General features: G+C 62.8%; 18 protein-coding genes, 1 tRNA gene and 1 pseudogene. 16 read left to right on the top strand and 4 right to left on the bottom strand.

What is annotated here, in order from left to right; translation table 11 throughout:
* Positions 1-132 precede the first annotated feature (132 nt).
* From HDG33_RS34335 to HDG33_RS34320, 4 genes and pseudogenes are all read left to right on the top strand, one after another.
* Entirely contained in the window at positions 133-1,428 is a 1,296-nt protein-coding gene (locus HDG33_RS34335) for an L-fuconate dehydratase (RefSeq protein ID WP_184040103.1), read from the top strand.
* A gap of 15 nt (positions 1,429-1,443) precedes the next feature.
* Positions 1,444-1,701 (top strand): annotated as a pseudogene (locus HDG33_RS34330) (RidA family protein); the annotation flags it as partial.
* A 27-nt stretch (positions 1,702-1,728) separates the two neighbouring features.
* On the top strand, positions 1,729-2,925 hold the full coding sequence (locus HDG33_RS34325; protein WP_184040100.1) for an aminotransferase class V-fold PLP-dependent enzyme: 1,197 nt from the start codon (positions 1,729-1,731) through the stop codon (positions 2,923-2,925).
* Positions 2,926-3,003: 78 nt separating this feature from the next.
* Positions 3,004-4,023 carry a D-cysteine desulfhydrase family protein gene (locus HDG33_RS34320; protein WP_184040097.1) on the top strand — a complete coding sequence of 340 codons (1,020 nt, stop codon included), beginning with the start codon at positions 3,004-3,006 and terminating at the stop codon, positions 4,021-4,023.
* Positions 4,024-4,116: 93 nt separating this feature from the next.
* On the opposite strand, the gene HDG33_RS34315 is transcribed toward HDG33_RS34320, so the two are convergent.
* Positions 4,117-4,201 (bottom strand) — tRNA-Leu (locus HDG33_RS34315).
* Positions 4,202-4,466: 265 nt separating this feature from the next.
* On the opposite strand from HDG33_RS34315, the gene HDG33_RS34310 reads away from it, so the two are divergent.
* The 4 genes from HDG33_RS34310 (at position 4,467) to HDG33_RS34295 (ending at position 7,191) form a co-directional block, all read left to right on the top strand.
* Entirely contained in the window at positions 4,467-4,661 is a 195-nt protein-coding gene (locus HDG33_RS34310; protein WP_184040094.1) for a hypothetical protein, read from the top strand.
* A gap of 52 nt (positions 4,662-4,713) precedes the next feature.
* Complete coding sequence (yfcF, locus tag HDG33_RS34305) at positions 4,714-5,370, top strand: glutathione transferase (protein ID WP_184040091.1); 657 nt, start codon at positions 4,714-4,716, stop codon at positions 5,368-5,370.
* Between the two features lie 586 nt (positions 5,371-5,956).
* Positions 5,957-6,682 (top strand): cytochrome c oxidase assembly protein, encoded by a 726-nt coding sequence (locus tag HDG33_RS34300; RefSeq protein WP_260330684.1) that lies wholly within the window; start codon positions 5,957-5,959, stop codon positions 6,680-6,682.
* The gene (locus HDG33_RS34295; protein ID WP_184040088.1) at positions 6,679-7,191 is read left to right on the top strand and encodes a CopD family protein; all 513 of its coding nucleotides are present in this window, start codon (positions 6,679-6,681) and stop codon (positions 7,189-7,191) included. Before HDG33_RS34300 ends, HDG33_RS34295 begins: the two co-directional genes overlap by 4 nt.
* Here HDG33_RS34295 and HDG33_RS34290 read toward each other — a convergent pair.
* Positions 7,155-7,667, bottom strand: coding sequence for a DUF2231 domain-containing protein (locus tag HDG33_RS34290; protein ID WP_184040085.1), 513 nt, complete (start codon positions 7,665-7,667; stop codon positions 7,155-7,157). The genes HDG33_RS34295 and HDG33_RS34290 overlap by 37 nt on opposite strands.
* A gap of 51 nt (positions 7,668-7,718) precedes the next feature.
* Between HDG33_RS34290 and coxB the strand changes: the two genes are divergently transcribed.
* From coxB to HDG33_RS34250, 8 genes are all read left to right on the top strand, one after another.
* Positions 7,719-8,405 (top strand): cytochrome c oxidase subunit II, encoded by a 687-nt coding sequence (gene coxB, locus HDG33_RS34285; RefSeq protein ID WP_184040082.1) that lies wholly within the window; start codon positions 7,719-7,721, stop codon positions 8,403-8,405.
* On the top strand, positions 8,402-10,939 hold the full coding sequence (gene ctaD / locus HDG33_RS34280; protein WP_184040079.1) for a cytochrome c oxidase subunit I: 2,538 nt from the start codon (positions 8,402-8,404) through the stop codon (positions 10,937-10,939). The genes coxB and ctaD overlap by 4 nt, the downstream gene beginning before the upstream one ends.
* The gene (locus tag HDG33_RS34275; RefSeq protein ID WP_018423781.1) at positions 10,936-11,271 is read left to right on the top strand and encodes a hypothetical protein; all 336 of its coding nucleotides are present in this window, start codon (positions 10,936-10,938) and stop codon (positions 11,269-11,271) included. Before ctaD ends, HDG33_RS34275 begins: the two co-directional genes overlap by 4 nt.
* Positions 11,272-11,322: 51 nt before the next feature.
* Entirely contained in the window at positions 11,323-12,648 is a 1,326-nt protein-coding gene (locus tag HDG33_RS34270) for a ferric reductase-like transmembrane domain-containing protein (RefSeq protein ID WP_184040075.1), read from the top strand.
* A 176-nt stretch (positions 12,649-12,824) separates the two neighbouring features.
* Positions 12,825-13,595 carry a tetratricopeptide repeat protein gene (locus HDG33_RS34265; RefSeq protein WP_184040058.1) on the top strand — a complete coding sequence of 257 codons (771 nt, stop codon included), beginning with the start codon at positions 12,825-12,827 and terminating at the stop codon, positions 13,593-13,595.
* A gap of 20 nt (positions 13,596-13,615) precedes the next feature.
* Positions 13,616-14,314 carry a hypothetical protein gene (locus HDG33_RS34260; protein ID WP_184040055.1) on the top strand — a complete coding sequence of 233 codons (699 nt, stop codon included), beginning with the start codon at positions 13,616-13,618 and terminating at the stop codon, positions 14,312-14,314.
* Between the two features lie 86 nt (positions 14,315-14,400).
* The gene (locus HDG33_RS34255; protein WP_167368682.1) at positions 14,401-14,556 is read left to right on the top strand and encodes a hypothetical protein; all 156 of its coding nucleotides are present in this window, start codon (positions 14,401-14,403) and stop codon (positions 14,554-14,556) included.
* A 267-nt stretch (positions 14,557-14,823) separates the two neighbouring features.
* On the top strand, positions 14,824-15,213 hold the full coding sequence (locus tag HDG33_RS34250; RefSeq protein ID WP_184040052.1) for a hypothetical protein: 390 nt from the start codon (positions 14,824-14,826) through the stop codon (positions 15,211-15,213).
* Between the two features lie 62 nt (positions 15,214-15,275).
* Here the strand turns inward: HDG33_RS34250 and HDG33_RS34245 are convergent, their stop codons facing one another.
* The gene (locus HDG33_RS34245; RefSeq protein WP_184040049.1) at positions 15,276-16,625 is read right to left on the bottom strand and encodes an MFS transporter; all 1,350 of its coding nucleotides are present in this window, start codon (positions 16,623-16,625) and stop codon (positions 15,276-15,278) included.
* Between the two features lie 209 nt (positions 16,626-16,834).
* Entirely contained in the window at positions 16,835-17,407 is a 573-nt protein-coding gene (locus HDG33_RS34240; RefSeq protein WP_409259123.1) for an ATP-binding cassette domain-containing protein, read from the bottom strand.
* Positions 17,408-17,577: the final 170 nt, after the last annotated feature.

Genomic DNA, 17,577 nt, shown 5'->3' with positions numbered 1-17,577 from the left:
CCTGGTATCTGGCAACTCCGGGCTTACCCGTATGCGCAGCAGGAACGCGCACACAGAGAACGTGCGCGCGAAACCGATCCGTCTGCGTTCGCAGGCGACAAGCCGATAGCCACAGCCCCGGAGGGTGCGCAGATGACAACGATCACAAGGCTGTCCGTTCGGGACATCCGGTTCCCCACCTCACGTTCGCTGGACGGCTCCGACGCGATGAATGCCGCGCCGGACTACTCCGCCACTTATGTCACGCTCGAAACCGACACGCCGAATCTCACCGGCCACGGCCTCACGTTCACGATTGGCCGCGGCAATGAAATCTGCGTGACCGCCGTGAATGCACTCACGCCGTTGATCGTCGGCAAGAAGCTCGAAGATATCGCCGCGAATATGGGCGCTTTCTGGCGCGCATTTACTTCGGATAGCCAACTGCGCTGGATCGGCCCGGACAAAGGTGCGATTCATCTTGCCACCGCGGCGGTCGTCAACGCGGTGTGGGACCTGTGGGCGAAATCCGTCGGCAAGCCGGTCTGGAGGCTGCTGGTCGACATGAGCCCGGAACAACTCGTGCGCTGCCTCGACTTTCGCTACGTGACTGATGCAATCACGCCGCACGAAGCACTCGCGATGCTGCATCGTCATGCGCAGACCAAGGGCGAGCGTGAAAAGGAAATGCTCGCGCACGGCTATCCGGCCTATACGACATCGGCGGGCTGGCTCGGTTACGACGACGACAAGATTCGCCGTCTCGCGCGCGAAGGCGTCGCGCAGGGATGGACGCATTTCAAGCAGAAGGTCGGCGGCGATCTGCAGGAAGACGTACGGCGCGCGCGCATTCTGCGCGAAGAGATCGGCGAGAACCGGAAGCTGATGATGGACGCGAACCAGGTGTGGGACGTCGATGAGGCGATCGCGAACATGCGCCGTCTCGCCGAGTTCGACCCGTGGTGGATCGAGGAGCCCACGAGTCCCGACGACATCCTCGGTCATGCGGCGATTCGCCGGCGGCTCGGTTCGATTGGCGTCGCAACCGGCGAGCATTGCCACAATCGCGTGATGTTCAAGCAACTGCTGCAGGCGCAAGCCATCGACTTCTGCCAGATCGACAGTTGCCGGCTCGGCGGACTCAACGAAGTGATCGTCGTACTGCTGATGGCCGCGAAGTTCGGTGTGCCGGTGTGCCCGCATGCGGGTGGTGTCGGCTTGTGCGAGTACGTGCAGCATATTTCGCTGTTCGACTATATCTGCGTGTCGGCGTCGCTCGAGAATCGCGTACTCGAATACGTCGATCATTTGCACGAGCATTTCGTGGATCCCGTGGTGATCCGCAACGGGCACTATATGCCGCCGCAAAGGGCCGGGTATAGCATCGAGATGCTGGAAGGGACGCTGGACAGGTACTGGTATCCGGAAGGAGAAGCGTGGCAGGAATGATGCTGGAGGGTAAGGGTCGGTGTCGTCGCGCAGATCGTCGCGGCGACGGGCGACCGGCTCGAGCGCGTGGCACGCATCGTGCGCCTGAACGTGTTCATCGCGAGCACGCCGGCATTCAGTGCTCAAAGCACGGTTGCCAATAGCGCGTCGGACGTGATCGTGCAGATCTTCGGTGACGCCGGCCGTCACGCGCGCAGCGCGGTGGGTGTTGCGTCGCTGCCGGCAGGGGTCGCCGTCGAAGTCGAAGCGGTTGTCGCCTTGAAGAACGTCTGAATTCAACTCATACACTCGGAGCCGCCAATGTCTTCTCCGCTGTCGCCCGCTGTCATCGACGCAATACGTGCCCGCACACCCGGTGTTCGCAGTACCACGCACTTCAATCATGCGGGCGCGTCGCTGCCGTCGGCCGCCACGCTCGAAGCGATTCACGCGCATCTGTTGCGCGAAGCCTCGATGGGACCCATGGAAGCGGGCGCGGCTGCCCGCGAACAGACCGAACGGGCGCGCACGCTCGCCGCGCGACTGCTGAACGCTCAGTCCGCCGAGATCGCGTTGACGACGGGCAACTCGCCGGGCTGGGGCGCTGCTTTCGCGGCATTGGGTCCGTGGCGCGAGGGGCAACGCATCCTCGTTGCGCGGCACGAATGGGGCGGCAATCTCGCGACGATGCGTCTTCTGGCGCAGCGCGCGGGCGCATCGATAGAGACGATTCCTTCCGATGAGAGCGGCAGGGTCGATCCTCGCGCGCTCGAAGCGATGCTCGACGACCGGGTCCGACTGATTGCGCTGACGTGGTTGCCGGCCAATGGCGGACTGATCAATCCGGCCGCCGCGATTGGGCAGATAGCACGCCGTCACGGCATTCCGTATTTCATCGATGCGGCGCAGGCCGTCGGACAGCTTCCGATCGACGTCGACGAAGTCGGCTGCGATGTGCTGGCCGGCGCGGGCCGCAAGGCACTGCGTGGGCCGCGCGGCACCGGGCTGCTATACGTCCGACGGGATTTTCTGCCCCGCTTGACGCCGGCCTTCGTCGACACGTATTCCGCGCCGCTCGACGCCAACGGCGACCCTGTACTGCGCGACGATGCCGTGCGTTTCGAATCGTCGGAAGCGTCGCTTGCACTGCATTGCGGATTGGCGAATGCATTGGACGAAGCGCTGGAAATCGGCATCGACAACATCCGCGTGCAGATCGATCGGACCGCGCAGACATTGCGCGAGCGGTTGGCCGCGATGAAGGGCGTGCGGGTGCTCGACCAGGGTGTCGAACGATCCGGTCTGGTGTCGTTCAACGTCGCCGGACTCGATGCCATGTCGGTGCGAGGCGCGTTGGCGGCACAGGGCATCACGATCGGCTCGAATGGCGTCGCGTACACGCCGTTCGATATGACTAGCAGAGGGCTGACACAGATCGCGCGCGCATCGGTCAGCTATCTGACCACCGACGCCGAAGTTGATAAATTACTGGCTGGGATACGGACGTTGACGCATTGAGCACTCGAGTCAAAGAGAACTTTGCGTCAGTCAAATGAATGGAAACGTGTCTTTCAACTCAATCGCCCGCACACGACCATGAACTCCGCCTCATCGCACCGCCTCGATTTATCAAAGTTTCCGCGCCATGCGCTTCTCGAAGGCCCGACGCCAATTCAGCACCTTGCGCGTCTGAGCGCTCGCCTCGGCGGGGCGGACATCTACGTCAAAAGAGAAGATCTGACGGGACTAGGTGGCGGCGGCAACAAGTTGCGCAAGCTCGAATTCCTGATTGGCGAAGCGCTCGCGCGCGGCGCGGACACCATCGTTACCGTCGGCGCGCGGCAATCGAATCATGCGCGCCTCACGGCGGCCGCGGCGGCTCGCGTCGGACTTCGATGCGAGCTGGTGCTGACGAGAACCGTGCCACGTTTCGACCACGACTACATGGAGAACGGCAACGTGCTGCTCGATGCGCTATTCGATGCGCGCGTGCATGATCTTCCCGGCACGGCCAACGCATTGCAATTCGCGGAGGAACGCGCGAACGAGTTGCGAGCGCAGGGCCGTAACGTCTATGTGTGTCCGTTGGGCGGTTCGAGCCCGGTCGGTTGTCTCGGCTACGCGGACTGCGCAGCTGAAATCGTCGTGCAATCGCAAGCGCAAAACGTGGCCTTCGATCGCGTCGTGGTGCCGAATGGAAGCGGCGGCATGCATGCGGGGCTGGTCGCGGGTTTTGTTGCACTGGGCCTGGATCCGTCGCGTGTTGCCGCATTCACAGTGTATGGGGATGCTGGCCACGCGCGCACGGTTACTTTGGATAAGGCGAATCAGACGGTCCGGCTGATCGATCCAGGCCTAAGCGTGAGTGATGACGCCATCTCGATCGACGAAGCGCAGCTCGGACCCGGCTATGGCATTCCAACCGATAACATGCGCGCGGCTGTTCGGCTGATGGCATCGACGGAAGGTCTGTTGCTCGATCCCGTGTATAGCGGCAAAGCATTTGCGGGTCTTGTGGAAAACGTGAGCAACGGGAAGTACAGTGCCGGACAGAAAATTCTATTCGTGATGAGCGGCGGTCTTCCGGGGCTATTTGCCTATCGGAACGAGTTCTGAGCACAGAAGCGGAGACAACGCGATGGTCTGATACAGCCGCCGTTGTCTGAAGAAAGCGCGAAGCGCTTGAAGATTCGAATCGACGATTCGAAATGGTGCCCAGGGCGGGATTTGAACCCACACGCCTTTCGGCGCTACCCCCTCAAGATAGTGCGTCTACCAATTTCGCCACCTGGGCAGAGGGGCGCCATTGTATCAGCCTGATTATTTTTTTGAAGCCCCTCGCGTGATTTTGTTCTGCAGTTGCAATACCGGTCGAAAAACCGACGAGGCATTCTCCCCGTATCGCTGCCCGGCGACCGATTCGAGCGCGGCCCGGCGCCTCGCAAGAGCTCGTAAGGTCTGACGCTTGTCGCCCGCTACTCGGGTGAATGCGACAAATGGTGGGCCGCTATGCTCGTACGCTGATGCGCCGAAAGAGCGCCCTTCACGCCGAACATATCATGTCACCACGACGCACATCTTCTTCGCGACTTCGGTATCGTCTTTTTCTCGCGTCGCTGCTGACGTCGATAACGCTGCTGCAGGGTTGCGCAACGACGGCGGAGAACCTTGCCGTAGGATTTGGTCTCGGCGCGGTCGGCACCGTGTCGGCGTTAGGCTGCCTGCTCGCCTGCGAGATGGCCAATCCGCACTGATGAAAGGCTGCACGGCGCGCGACGAGCAGCTAGTATTCGAAGCTCGACATCGATGACTAACGAAAACGGAGCCCCTGTGGCACACCCGCCCTTCCACCTCTACACCGACGCCCAATTCACAAGCCCCTACGCGATGTCCGTCTTCGTGACGCTTCGCGAGAAGCGCTTGCCGTTCGACCTTTCGACCGTCGATCTCGCGAACAAGGCGAATCACGCCACCGACTATGCGGCCCGCTCATTGACGCGGCGCGTGCCGAACCTGATACACGAAGACTTTGCGTTATCCGAGTCGTCGGCGATCACCGAGTACCTCGAAGAGACTTTCCCGGACACCCCGGTCTATCCTCAAGATCGGCGTCTGCGCGCGCGAGCGCGCCAGCTGCAGGCCTGGCTGCGCAGCGATCTGCTGCCGGTTCGCCAGGAGCGCTCCACCGAAGTCATTTTCTACGGATCGCGCGGCGGCCCGCTTTCGGCCAGCGCACAAGAAGCGGCACAAAAACTCTTCGCCGCCGCCGATGCATTGCTCCCGGCCAATTCGCCAAATCTGTTCGGCGAGTGGTGCATCGCCGATACGGACCTCGCATTGATGCTCAATCGCCTCGTGCTGAATGGCGATCCCGTTCCGCACAAGCTCAAGGAGTACGCCACGCAACAATGGCAGCGCGCCAGCGTGCAGCAGTGGGTCCAACTGGAGCGTCCACCGCTATAAAGTCGACCGGCGTGGCTGCCGCCACGCCGAAAAGCCATCGATAGAAGTGACAAAGACCAGAAAAATAGCTGAATACGGAAGTATTAAAAGATGCAGAAAACGCGAATATTACATTCGCGTTTTATCAGAGCTTCGCTGCTCCGCCATGGCCCGATTCCGCGCCCGCTCCCTTTGCTGCCTCGCGCGTACGATGCTGACAACGATCAGCACGATCGCAAGCAATGTCAATTCGATCATTGCGGGAATTCGGATGGGATCATGAAACATGGCGGCCTCCGTCACATGATTTCATCATAGTACGCCGGGCAGGTCAGCCTGAAGTATTGCACCGCACCATTGCAATCTTACCGTCGCCATTACACCGGCTTTTATTCCGCCGGCAAACGCCTCGAGTGACAAATTGAAAACATTCTGTCACGCAAAAACTTACAGGATTCAGATAGCTGTCCCTAAACAGTTTATTTGCGCTAGAGTACGTGAGCGATCAGTTGGATCGTGAGCCGTCCCGACAATTCGAAGGCGTTATCTGTCACGCGTTTTCTTGCGTGTACTAAAGAAGCATTTGGACTCGTTGAAGACATCGCCCATGCCATATTTTCCTGTCGCCTACTGTGGTCCCGCGGCTGTCCCTGAAAGCTTGTGGCTGCGCTGGAATACGGATCCGCCATTGCTCGTCGCGCTCGCGGCGCTCGCATGGTTCGTGGCCAGCAACCGCTCGGCGAATGCACGGGCGGGATGGGGCGCCGTCGCATTGATGGCCCTCGTGTTCGTGTCGCCGCTCTGCGCGTTATCCTCGGCATTGTTCTCCGCACGCGTCACCCATCACATCATTCTGATCGCCGCCGTCGCGCCGCTGCTCGCACTCGCGTTTCCGCTGCCGCGCCTCGCGCATCCGCCCCTCGTGCCGGTGGTCGCCGCTCATGCGGTGATCATCTGGCTGTGGCATGCGCCGGGGCCGTATGCATGGGGACTGTCGACCGTACCCGGCTACTGGCTGATGCAGATTACTTTGCTTGGCAGTGCATGGCTCATGTGGCGCAGCATCTTCTCGCCGTCGCTGCCGACCGGCCCCGCGCTGATGGCGCTCGTCGCGACGATCGGCCATATGGGTTTGCTCGGCGCGTTGATCGTGTTCGCGCCGGTGCCGCTCTACGTCGCGCACTTCGCGACCACCGCCGCGTGGGGGCTCACCCCGCTCGCCGACCAGCAACTCGCCGGACTGTTGATGTGGGTACTGGCGATGATCCCTTATCTCGCGGCAGGACTTTCGCTCGTCTGGTCAAGCCTGCGCGTCAGAGAGCCCGCGCTGTGACGACCCTGCTGAAGTTCATTCATCTGGCCGCGATCGCCGTCTGGTCGGGCGGTTTGATCGTGCTGCCGTATCTGTTCTGGCAGCGCCGCGGGCTCGCGGCGGGCACCGAACTCGACCGGCTGCACCGCATCACGCGTCTCGTGTTCGTGGAGTTGACCTCGCCCGCCGCTTTCGTCGCGATTGCGAGCGGCACCGCGCTGATTTTTCTGCAGGCCACCTTCGTCGAATGGTTCACCGCGAAGATGGTGTTCGTCGGCATCATGGCGATGCTGCATGTGCTGGCCGGCCTCGTGCTGCACGATCTGTATCTGCCCGACGGCAGGTTCAGCCGTGCCTCGGCGATCGCGCTGACCATCGCTTATCTGATCGTGATCGTCGCGATCATCTGGATCGTGCTGGCCAAGCCTCACATCGACTCGAACCTGCTGGCCCCGCATCTGTTCGAGCCCGGCGGACTTGGCCGCTGGCTGCATCACTCCTTCGGCGAAACGAGAATTCCGACGCCATGATCGAACACGAGCTTGCCCCCATGCCAGCCGGCGAAGCCCGTCATCACCGAGCTGAGCACCGACAGCACGAGCCCATGCGGCAGGATCTCGTCGGGGTAATAAAGGCGCACGCCCCAGTTCGCACCCGCGAGCGCGACGAGCGTCATCGCGGCGACCGCATGCGACCAGCTCGCTTCCTTCAGGCGGATACCGCGCACCAGCAGCAGCTCCGCGGTACCGACCACGCTCGCAGCCACGCCGCTCCAGAACGCGAAGCCGGCGGCCCACAAGCCGGCGCGAATCCAGAACGGGTCGCCCGTCCACCAGTAGATTACGTCGACGCCCAACGTCGCGACGACGAACGCGATCGGGAAATGCACCATCATCACGTGAATCGGATGACCGACGAGCGCCACCACCGACCCCTTGTCGAGCCGCAACAGCTCGAGCATCACTTCGCTTCGCGTCTCGTTTCCAGCATTGCCTTTGTTTGCCATGATGGTGTGTCCTCGCATCGGGTGCCTGGTGGTGCAAACCATCATAGCTGCTTGCGCCTGGCCGTCCAAGCCGGATCGCTCGCCGCGTTGTCCGGCTGCACCGGGCCGCTCTCGACGCTCGAGCCATCGGGTCCGGCCGCCGCATCGATCGCCGGGCTGTGGTGGGTGATGCTGGCGGGCGCCGCGATCCTGTTCGCGATGGTGCTGGTACTGTTTCTGATGACGGTCTTCCGGCCCGGCTGGGGCTCGCACGTGTCGCCCGCGCGCTGGATCGTGCTCGGCGGTCTCGTGCTGCCGGCAGTGATCCTGATCCCGTTGATCTGCTACGCGCTGTACGCGGGCGAGTTGCTGCTGCCGCTGCGCGCGCATGCGCCCGCGCGCATCGAGGCGATCGCGCAGCAATGGCGCTGGACCTTCCGCTATCCGGAACTCGGCAACGTCGAAACCGGGAACGTGCTGCACCTGCCCGCGGGCACGCCGGTCGATATCGTCGTGACCAGCATGGACGTCGTGCACGCATTCTGGATTCCGCGCTTCGCGGGCAAGATCGACGCGGTCCCTGGCCACCACAACCTGCTGCGTATCCAGGCCGATCAGCCCGGCGAGTACGCCGGACAATGCAACCAGTTTTGCGGCATCGGTCATGCGGGGATGCACTTCACCGTGATCGTCGAGCGTCCGGAAGATTTTCCGGCTGCTGTCAAAAACGCCGCCGCCAACGGGGAGATGAAGAAATGAGTGTGCCCGTCGAGCCGCCATCACAGGGCATCACCGCGCTGCGGCTGCATCGCCAGCTTGCCGCGATCTGGGCCACCGGGCCAGGCGTGCAGAGGCTCGCCGCGGTCAACCATACGGTCCTCGGCTTGCGCATGATGATCACGTCGTTCGTGTTCTTCGCGATCGCCGGGATTCTCGGCATGCTCACGCGCGTGCAGCTCGCGACGCCGCATGCGGCCTTCATGGATGTGGAGACCTATAACCAGGTCTTCACGATGCATGGATCGATGATGCTGTTCCTGTTCGCGATCCCGATGGTGGAGAGCTTCGCGGTCTATCTGACGCCGAAGTTTCTCGGCGCGCGCGACTTCGCGTTTCCGCGCCTGACCGCTTACGGCTACTGGTGCTATCTGTTCGGCGGCACGATCCTGACGGTGTCGCTGATTCTGCACAGCGCGCCCGACGGCGGCTGGTTCATGTACACGCCGCTCAGCTCCAACGTGTACACGCCGGGGTTGAACGCCGACGTGTGGCTGCTCGGCGTCACGTTCGTCGAGATTTCGGCGCTGTCGCTCGCGATGGAAATCGTCGTGTCGATCCTGAAGATGCGCGCGCCGGGCATGTCGCTGGATCGCATGCCGATCTTCGCGTGGTACATCCTCGTCACCGCGATGATGATGATCGTCGCGTTTCCGCCGCTGATTCTCGCCTCGATGCTGCTCGAGGTGGAGCGCGCGTTCAACCTGCCGTTCTTCGATCCGACGCGCGGCGGCGATCCGCTGCTGTGGCAGCATCTGTTCTGGCTATTCGGCCACCCGGACGTGTACATCATCTTCCTGCCGATGGCCGGCGTGCTGTCGACGATGATCCCCGTGTTCGCGCGACGCAAGCTCGTCGGATATCGCACGATCGTCGTCGCGATCATCGCGCTCGCGTTCCTGAGCTTCGGCATCTGGGTGCACCACATGTTTACGGTGGGCATCCCACATCTGGCCCTCGCGTTCTTCTCGGCGGGCTCGGCGATCGTCGCGGTGCCCACCGCGATCCAGTTCTTCGCGTGGCTCGCCACGCTGTCGCACGGCCGCCCGCGCTGGGACGTGCCGATGCTGTACATCTTCGGCTTCTTCTTCGTGTTCACGTGCGGCGGGCTGACCGGCGTGATGCTCGCGATCGTGCCGTTCGACTGGCAGGCGCACGACACCTACTTCGTCGTCGCGCACCTGCACTACGTGGTGGCCGGCGCGCTCGCGTTTCCAATGCTCGCGGCGTTCTATTACTGGTTGCCGCTGCTGACCGGGCGCACCGCCGTGCATAACCTTTCGGTGCCGGCGTTCTGGCTCGTGTTCATCGGCTTCAACATGACGTTCTTCATGATGCACCTGACCGGCCTGCTAGGCATGCCGCGGCGCGTCTTCACCTATAGCGGCGACGAAGGCTGGAACTGGCTCAATCTGCTGTCGTCGGTGGGCAGCTTCGTGATGACGATCGGCTTCGCGCTCGTCGTGATCGACATCGTCGTGCAATTGCGTTTCGGCCAACGCGTGCGACGTAACCCGTGGCAATCGACCACGCTCGAATGGGCGATGCCGATTCCGCCCGCGCCGTACGCATTCGCGTCGATCCCGCACATGGACGCCGAAACCGAAAAGGTGCCCCCGGGCCAGCTAGCGACCTCTCTGGCGCGCGGCGAGGGTTACCTCGGTTTCACGCGCAACGGCTGGCAGGAGACGCTAGGCGTGCATATGACATCGGGCGAGCCCGAACAACTGATCGTGCTGCCGAACTCGACGTATCTGCCGCTCGTCACCGCGCTCATGACCGCCGCCGCGGTGCTCGCGATGCTGTTCAAGTTCTATCTGCTGTCGGTCGCATTCGCCTTCGTGACGTTTGGCCTCTTCATCTACGCGGGCCAGAGCGCGGGGCACGCGCGCGACTACGGCGCGCTGCCGGTCGGCCGAGGCGTCAGCGTGCCGCCGCATACCGAGGTCGCCGGTGCGCCGTCATGGCTTTCGATGATCTGCGCGCTGATCGCGAACAGCACGCTGTTCACCTCGCTGATCTTCGGCACGTTCTACCTGTGGATTGCCGCGCCGAACTGGCCGGCAGCCGTGACGCCGCATCCGAACCGCGGGCTCGCGCTCGTCGCGGCCGTCGCGCTCGCGGTGGCCGCAGCCGCCACGCGTGGCTCGTTGCGCGCGGCCGCCGCCGAGCGCAAACCGCACGGCACGATCGGGCTGAGCGCGATCGCGCTGAGCGTCGCGCTCATCGCCTGCGTGATGCTGATCAACGGCGTGACACCGAATCCGCGCGAGCATGCGCTCGGCGCGACGGCCGCGGCGCTGCTCACGTACATCGCAGTTCACGCGGGCGTCGGGTTGTTGTTCCTCATCAGCAACGTGCTGCGCGTCGGCGCGGGCTTCGTTTCCGCGCGACGCCTGACCGATCTGCGCCTCACCCGCCTGTGGGTCGATTACACGCTGGCGACGGGCATCATCGCGCTTGGACTCGTGCTCGCGCTGCCGAGCCTCGTCGCCGTGCTGGGAGCCAGACCATGAATGCGCGTCCGCTTTCGCCGCGGCGGTTGTGGTGGCTCGCCGTCGGCTTCACGATCTGGTGTCTCGCGTTCGTGATCCTGTATGCGCTGCATGCGATCGGCTGCGCGTTCGCGTGGCCCACCGGCCCGCTGCGCGCGAGTCTCGCGATCATTCTGCTGCTGCATCTGATCGCGATCGGCTGGCTATGGCGCTATCGCGCCGCGACCCGCGACCCTGGTCCCGAACGCATCAGCTCGTTCATGCATACCGTCGTCGTCTGGACCCTGATCGCGGCGCTGGTCGCGACCGTGATCACGTTCGGGCCCGCGCTGCTGCTCACCACCTGCGTCTGAACGCGGACTGAGCACGAGCGGGACCGCCGCACCCGGCATGGAGAAGCACCGATGCAGTCTCGAGATCTCGTGCACAAGGCCGTCTGGTCGGTCATCTATCTACTGTTCATTCTCGCGCCGCTGTTTGCGCTGCTGACCGGCACGCTCCCGCCCGCGCGCAACTTCGGCACCGAATTCTCGGTGGCGCTCGGCTATTCCGGACTCGCGATGATGGGCCTGCAATTCGGCCTCACCGCGCGTTTTCGTCACGTGACCGAGCCGTGGGGCGAGGACGTTATCTATCATTTCCATCGACGCGTGTCGCTGCTCGCGGTCAGCCTGGTCGTCCTGCATCCACTGATCCTGTTCGCGATCCGCTCGGACAAGGTCGCGATGCCCGACTCGCTGCTCGAGGTACCGTGGGGTGCGTGGTTCGCGTTCCTGTCGATCGGCTCGGTGATCGTGCTGGTGATCACCGCGCTATGGCGCAAGCAATTGAGGATTGGTTACGAGCTGTGGCATCTGTCGCATATCGGGCTCGCGCTCATCGCGATCTTCGGCGGCGTGCTGCATATGATCGGCTGGGGCTTCTATCTGACCGATCCGTTCAAGCGCACGCTGTGGATCTGCATGACAGCATTCTGGGTAGCACTGCTGCTGTACGTGCGTCTGTTCAAGCCGCTCTTCATGATCAGGCGTCCGTACCGGATCGCGGAAGTGCGCGCCGAACGCGGCGACACGACGACGCTCGTGATGCAGCCCGACGGCCACGCGGGCTTTCGCTTCAAGCCCGGCCAGTTCGGCTGGCTCAACGTGTGGGGCAGCCCGTTCAGGATCACCGGACATCCTTTTTCGTTCTCGTCGAGCGCCGAGGCCGCGAACGGCCGCGTCGAAATGACGATCCGCAATCTCGGCGATTTCACGAGCCAGGTGAAGACGATCGAGACAGGTCGGCGCGTGTATCTGGACGGACCGTATGGCGCGTTCACGATCGGGCATCCGACCGACATGCACGTGCTGATCGCGGGCGGTATCGGCATCACGCCGATGATGAGCATGATCCGCACGCTCGCCGATCGCGGCGACCAACGTCCGCTCGTGCTACTGTACAGCGGCAAGACCTGGGACTCGCTGACTTTCCGCGAGGAGCTCGATGCGCTGAAAGCGCGGCTCGATCTGCGCATCGTCTATGTGCTGTCGGACCCGCCCGAAGGCTGGAGCGGGGAAGTCGGGCGCATCGACGCCGCGATGTTCCGGCGACATCTACCGCCCGAGTTCGCCGATCACGAGTATTTCATCTGCGGCCCGGAGTCCATGATGGATGCGATCGAAACGGCGCTCGGCGAAATGAAAGTGCCGCGCATCCGCTACCATTCCGAACGCTACAGTTTCGTCTAGGAGACTTGCGATGCGCCGACTGTTGGCCAACCGTCTCGTCGTTGCCACCGGCGTGATCGTCGTGGCGTTGTCGCTTCTATTCGCGTATCTGCGGGTCGGTTCGCTGCATTAGGGCCCGGTTACGCCAATGACGGGCTCGTGGCGCGCTTTTCCTCATGCTCGAAGGTTGAATCGATATGCCCTACTTTTTTGGAATTGGTCTTCACGTTTTCATCGCGATCTTTTTCGCCGTCCACGCGATGCGCAATAACCAGGGCATCTACTGGCTATTCATTCTGTTTGCTTTTCCGCTGCTCGGCAGTGTCGTGTACTTCTTCGCGATCTACCTGCCGGGTCTGCGCCACTCGCGCGGCGCGCGCGTGGCCACGCAGGCGATCACCCAATTCGTCGATCCGAATCGCGCGCTGCGTGAAGCGCGCGCCGCTTTCGACCGCGCGCCGACCGTGCAGCATCGGATGCGGCTCGGCGAGGCCTTGCTCGCGGCCGGCAATCCGCGCGAAGCGCTCGAACATTTCCAGGCCGCGGCGAACGGCCCATTTGCAAACGATCCTGCGCTGCTGCTCGGCCTCGCGCGCTCGCAGTTCGCGCTCGGCGACTACACGGCCGCGGATGCGACGTTGGCGGATCTGTTCTCGGTCAATCCGCGGGCACGCAACCAGGGCGAGCCGGCGCTGCTGAACGCGCGCACGCTGGCCGCGCGGAATGCGCCGGGCGCACGCGCGGCATTCGAACAGGCGCTGACCTGCGCGACCGACGTCGCGCCGCGCTGCCTGTTCGCCGACTGGCTCGCCGCGCAACCGGAAGATGTGGACCGCCGCCGCGCCGGCGCGCTCTATGCGGAAATCGTGCAGGACGCCAAACATTGGCCGCGCCACGCGCGCGAGCATAATCGCGAGTGGCTGCAACGGGCGCAGGCCGCGTTGGCGGCCGGCGCGGCTCGAACGTGAGCAAGCCGAGGAGAACTTCGATGCGACGCACGACCCGGTCTTTTGCTTCGGCGCCGTACGCGGCGATTGCGGCGATGGCTTTCGGTGCCGCCTGCGCTTCGACTTCCGCGCAGGCCGCTGGCATGGAGAAACCGTTCGAATGGCCCGCGTCGTTCGTCGTGCTCGGCGATGGCTATCCGCACTCGGGCGATGCATGCCGGCGGCTCGGCGAGTCGGCCGCGACCGTGAACTATCTCGACCATATGGCGATGCTGATCGGCTGCCCGGGCTCGCGCGACAGCGCCGCCGTGCGCGCGATCGTCGGGCATCAGCGGCACGCGCGCGTGGTCGGCGAAGCGGAAGGCGTGACGCTGATTTCGATTTCGACTGAAAGCGCTCAGGCCGGCTCGCAGAACGGCCACGGGCCCGTGAAGGAATCGCCTATCAGCGCGAGCGGCACGTTGCCGTGCGAGCGCGGCAACGGACAGACCAAAACGATGTGCAAGTTCGGCGTCGTGCATCACAGCGATCGATCGACTACGGTCGTGGTCTACTGGCCCGATGGCGCCACACGGGCGATTTTCTTCGGCGTCGACGGCCGGGTAGTCGGCACGGCCGCGTCCGCGAGCGATCGGCCGATGCCCGGCGACACGCTGACGCGCAAGCATGCCGGCATCAATCTGATTTCAGTTGGCAATGAGCGCTACGAAGTCGAGGACACGGTTCTGTCCGGCGGTTGAATTGCGTTGAAGCACATTCGCGCAAGCCATCCGCGGTCGAACGCCTGATTCGACGCGCGCCACGTTCATTTCTATCCCCAGTAACGATGACGCTGACGGCACCGGCGGGATCGAACAACGCGCAGGTATTCATCGATCCGCCGACGTCGAGCAGCGCAGGCGTGCGCTCGCAGCAGGCCGCGTATCTGAGCGCGACGCACTACTGCCCGAGCCTCGCGATCCTGAGCGGCGCGAAGTCGTAAGCACGGTCAGCGCGACGCAGTTATCGATGATTCGTTGACGCGTCGCGCAATCGAAGGCACACTCGCTCACTATGCAAGCCCTCAAGTACCGCCCGACTGCAAAGCATCATCATGCGCATGCCCGCGTGGGACTGCCTGTGGGGACTCGCATACGCATACGCCGCTAGACATCATTCGCAGCGACATGCGCCAGAAAGCCCCGCCGGCAACGACGGGGCTTTTTGTTTTCCACGACCTTATCCGCTCATCGAACGAAGGATTGCCGCCATGACACAGGAAGCACAGACGCCTGCTGCATCGAAGACCTTTGCGACGCCCATCGATCTATACCGCGTGCTTGCACGCGTATGGGCCGGCGATACGTCGAGCCCCACGCACGCGTGGTCGTCGACGAATCCCGCGCAGAATCATTGCAGCGTTACGTCTCTGATCATGCAGGACTATTTCGGTGGCGAGATTCTGACGACGCGTACGTCGGGGGGCACGCACTTCTACAACCTGATCGACGGCAGCAGATGGGATCTGACGGTCAGCCAGTTTGCCGAGCCGATTCCATTCGACGATACGCGTTCGAGTCGTGAGGCGGCGTTCGCTGATACGTCGCGGGAGAAATACGAACTGCTGAAGTCGAGGCTCGCGCAAAGCCAGCTGAAATAAACGCTCAATCAAACACGCGTGGCCGAACTGCATCGATACGCAGTTGGCCACCCCATGTCACTTCAACCAATCACTTCCTGCTTCCCCGGAATGCCTTGCCCGCGCAACGAACACCCGCGCGTTTCAGGCACGTAGATCAACGCAATCGCCCCCACGACGCACGCGGCCATCATGTAATAAGCGGGCACCAGCGCATTGCCCGTATGCGCGACCAGCCATTCGTTCGCCATCGGTGCCGTGCCGCCGAAAATCGACGTCGACACGTTATACGCAATCGCCATCCCCGCGTAACGGACCTGGGTCGGAAACATCGCGGGGAACATCGCCGAGATGCTGGCCAGTTGCGGCACGTACAACAGCCCGAGCACCGCAAAGCCGATGAACGCGCCCGCCACGCCGAGCTTCATCAACAGGAACATCGGAATCGCCGCGACGAACAGGCCAATCAGCGAAAACCACCAGACGTTCTTGCGTCCCACGCGATCCGAGAACGTGCCCGCGAACGGCAGAAACACCATCATCGCGAGCATGCCGATCAGCGGCACGAGCAGGGACATGTTGTCGCTCATGCCGAGCTGCTTCTGCATGAAAGTCGGCATATAGGCGAGCAGCACGTAGTTGACGACATTCAAAGCAACCACGAGTCCACCGAGTTGGATCAGCGGTTTCCAATAGTCGCGCAGCAATGCCTTCAGCGTGACGCAGCTATGCTGCTCCTTCTGCATCGTTTGTTCGAGCTCGCGAAAGACCGGTGTGTCTTCGAGCCTGGAGCGCAGATAGAAACCGATCAGGCCGAGCGGCGCTGCAATCAGAAACGGCAGACGCCATCCCCACGCATGCATTGCCGTGTTGCCGAGCACGACGGAGCAACCGAGCATCAGAAACGCACCGAGCGAGAAACCCGACAGCGTCGCGAATTCGAGGAAGCTGCCACAAAAGCCGCGCTTATTGTCCGGCGCGTATTCGGCCATGAAAGTCGCCGCGCCGCCATATTCGCCGCCCGTCGAAAAGCCCTGGATCATCCGCAGAACGACGAGGATAACCGGTGCCCACCAGCCGATGCTCGCGTAAGTCGGCACGAGTCCGACCAGCAGCGTTGCGACCGACATCAGGATGATCGTCAACGCGAGTACGTGCTTGCGGCCGAGGCGATCGCCGAGCGGCCCCCAGAACAATCCTCCTAGCGGACGCACGAGAAACGAAATGGCGAACGTCGCGAGCGCGAACAACGTGGCCTGCGCGGTGCTGCCGGGAAACAACGCGGCCGAAATATAGCTCAGGCCGTAGGCGTAAATACCGTAGTCGAACCACTCGGTCGCGTTTCCGAGTGCCGACGCCGCGATTGCGCGTCGCAGCAAGCTGCGCGCCTGCGGTTGCGCGCTCTGCGCGTTCCATGAATGTACGTAGTGCATGTCTTCTCCTGGGGTGTCTCTATGCGACACAGGCAACGTCGCCCGAATCCACAATACCGGCGACCCGCGCCTGCAACGATGTTCTAGGACGATGCAGGCATCGGGGTTTTCCATAAAGCCGGCAGCGGATGCGGTAATCCGTACGCGTGCGTCGGCGACGGGTCGCCCGCGTTCGGGAAAAACAACATGATTGGCGTCGCGCAGCGCTCTCAGCGCATCAGCGACGGCAGCGTCATCAAATGACCCTGCTGTGGCCTCGCCTCGTTCTCGCCGCACAGGTCGAGCACGCTCTTGTGCGGAAACAGATTGAAGTGCTGAAACACCATGCCGATCTTCTCGCGCATCTTCTGCAGATGCCGTTCGTTCGCGGGCACCATCTGGCCGCCGCGCGGCATATGGAACAACTGTTCGCCGTCCACTTCGATATGGCCGCAGTCGATCGTTTCCAGCGTCATCAGGATGCGCAGGATCGTCGTCTTGCCCGATCCCGACGGACCGATCAGCGCGAGCTTCTCGCCGGGCATCACGTCGAGCGACAGTTCGTCGAGCACGGTCAGCGCGCCATATCGTTTCGTGATCCGGTCGAGCCGGATCAATGGCTTGCTCGCCGGGCTTTCGTCTCGGCGCGCCGGTGTGCTTGCGGGGGCGACCGCGCGCTCCTCGGAGGAAAGACTTGCCGGGGCGATGCCTGAAGCGCTCAACAGATCGGTGACTCGCGCGGTGTTCATATCGATTCGATCCCGTTCGTCGTACATGTAGTGCGAACCAGAATACGCAGCCATATTTGCGATCCAGATTGCTCTAGAACAATTCTTTTTACGCGCGGACAAGGGCGGCGCAGCGTGCACTGCAACAAACATCCACTGTCCGTCGATAACGTCACGAACATTGAACTAGCACATTCAGCGGCGTTTTTTCGCGGCATTAGACTGCGGCGAGAGATACACGTGGA

The organism is Paraburkholderia sp. Cpub6 (genome assembly GCF_014201065.1).
In the GTDB taxonomy this organism is placed as follows: domain Bacteria; phylum Pseudomonadota; class Gammaproteobacteria; order Burkholderiales; family Burkholderiaceae; genus Paraburkholderia; species Paraburkholderia tuberum.
The sequence above is the reverse complement of the archived record's forward strand: the minus strand, read 5'-3'. Positions and strand labels throughout refer to the sequence as shown.

Excerpts from the sequence above, each read along its gene's own strand:
- HDG33_RS34300 (WP_260330684.1), top strand. The coding sequence starts at position 5,957 with ATGCCATATTTTCCTGTCGCCTACTGTGGTCCCGCGGCTGTCCCTGAA.
- HDG33_RS34270 (WP_184040075.1), top strand. The coding sequence starts at position 11,323 with ATGCAGTCTCGAGATCTCGTGCACAAGGCCGTCTGGTCGGTCATCTAT.
- HDG33_RS34325 (WP_184040100.1), top strand. The coding sequence starts at position 1,729 with ATGTCTTCTCCGCTGTCGCCCGCTGTCATCGACGCAATACGTGCCCGC.
- HDG33_RS34260 (WP_184040055.1), top strand. The coding sequence starts at position 13,616 with ATGCGACGCACGACCCGGTCTTTTGCTTCGGCGCCGTACGCGGCGATT.
- HDG33_RS34245 (WP_184040049.1), bottom strand. The coding sequence starts at position 16,625 with ATGCACTACGTACATTCATGGAACGCGCAGAGCGCGCAACCGCAGGCG.
- HDG33_RS34290 (WP_184040085.1), bottom strand. The coding sequence starts at position 7,667 with ATGGCAAACAAAGGCAATGCTGGAAACGAGACGCGAAGCGAAGTGATG.
- HDG33_RS34275 (WP_018423781.1), top strand. The coding sequence starts at position 10,936 with ATGAATGCGCGTCCGCTTTCGCCGCGGCGGTTGTGGTGGCTCGCCGTC.
- HDG33_RS34310 (WP_184040094.1), top strand. The coding sequence starts at position 4,467 with ATGTCACCACGACGCACATCTTCTTCGCGACTTCGGTATCGTCTTTTT.
- HDG33_RS34255 (WP_167368682.1), top strand. The coding sequence starts at position 14,401 with ATGACGCTGACGGCACCGGCGGGATCGAACAACGCGCAGGTATTCATC.
- HDG33_RS34240 (WP_409259123.1), bottom strand. The coding sequence starts at position 17,407 with ATGGCTGCGTATTCTGGTTCGCACTACATGTACGACGAACGGGATCGA.
- HDG33_RS34320 (WP_184040097.1), top strand. The coding sequence starts at position 3,004 with ATGAACTCCGCCTCATCGCACCGCCTCGATTTATCAAAGTTTCCGCGC.
- yfcF (WP_184040091.1), top strand. The coding sequence starts at position 4,714 with ATGACTAACGAAAACGGAGCCCCTGTGGCACACCCGCCCTTCCACCTC.
- HDG33_RS34265 (WP_184040058.1), top strand. The coding sequence starts at position 12,825 with ATGCCCTACTTTTTTGGAATTGGTCTTCACGTTTTCATCGCGATCTTT.
- HDG33_RS34250 (WP_184040052.1), top strand. The coding sequence starts at position 14,824 with ATGACACAGGAAGCACAGACGCCTGCTGCATCGAAGACCTTTGCGACG.
- ctaD (WP_184040079.1), top strand. The coding sequence starts at position 8,402 with ATGAGTGTGCCCGTCGAGCCGCCATCACAGGGCATCACCGCGCTGCGG.
- HDG33_RS34335 (WP_184040103.1), top strand. The coding sequence starts at position 133 with ATGACAACGATCACAAGGCTGTCCGTTCGGGACATCCGGTTCCCCACC.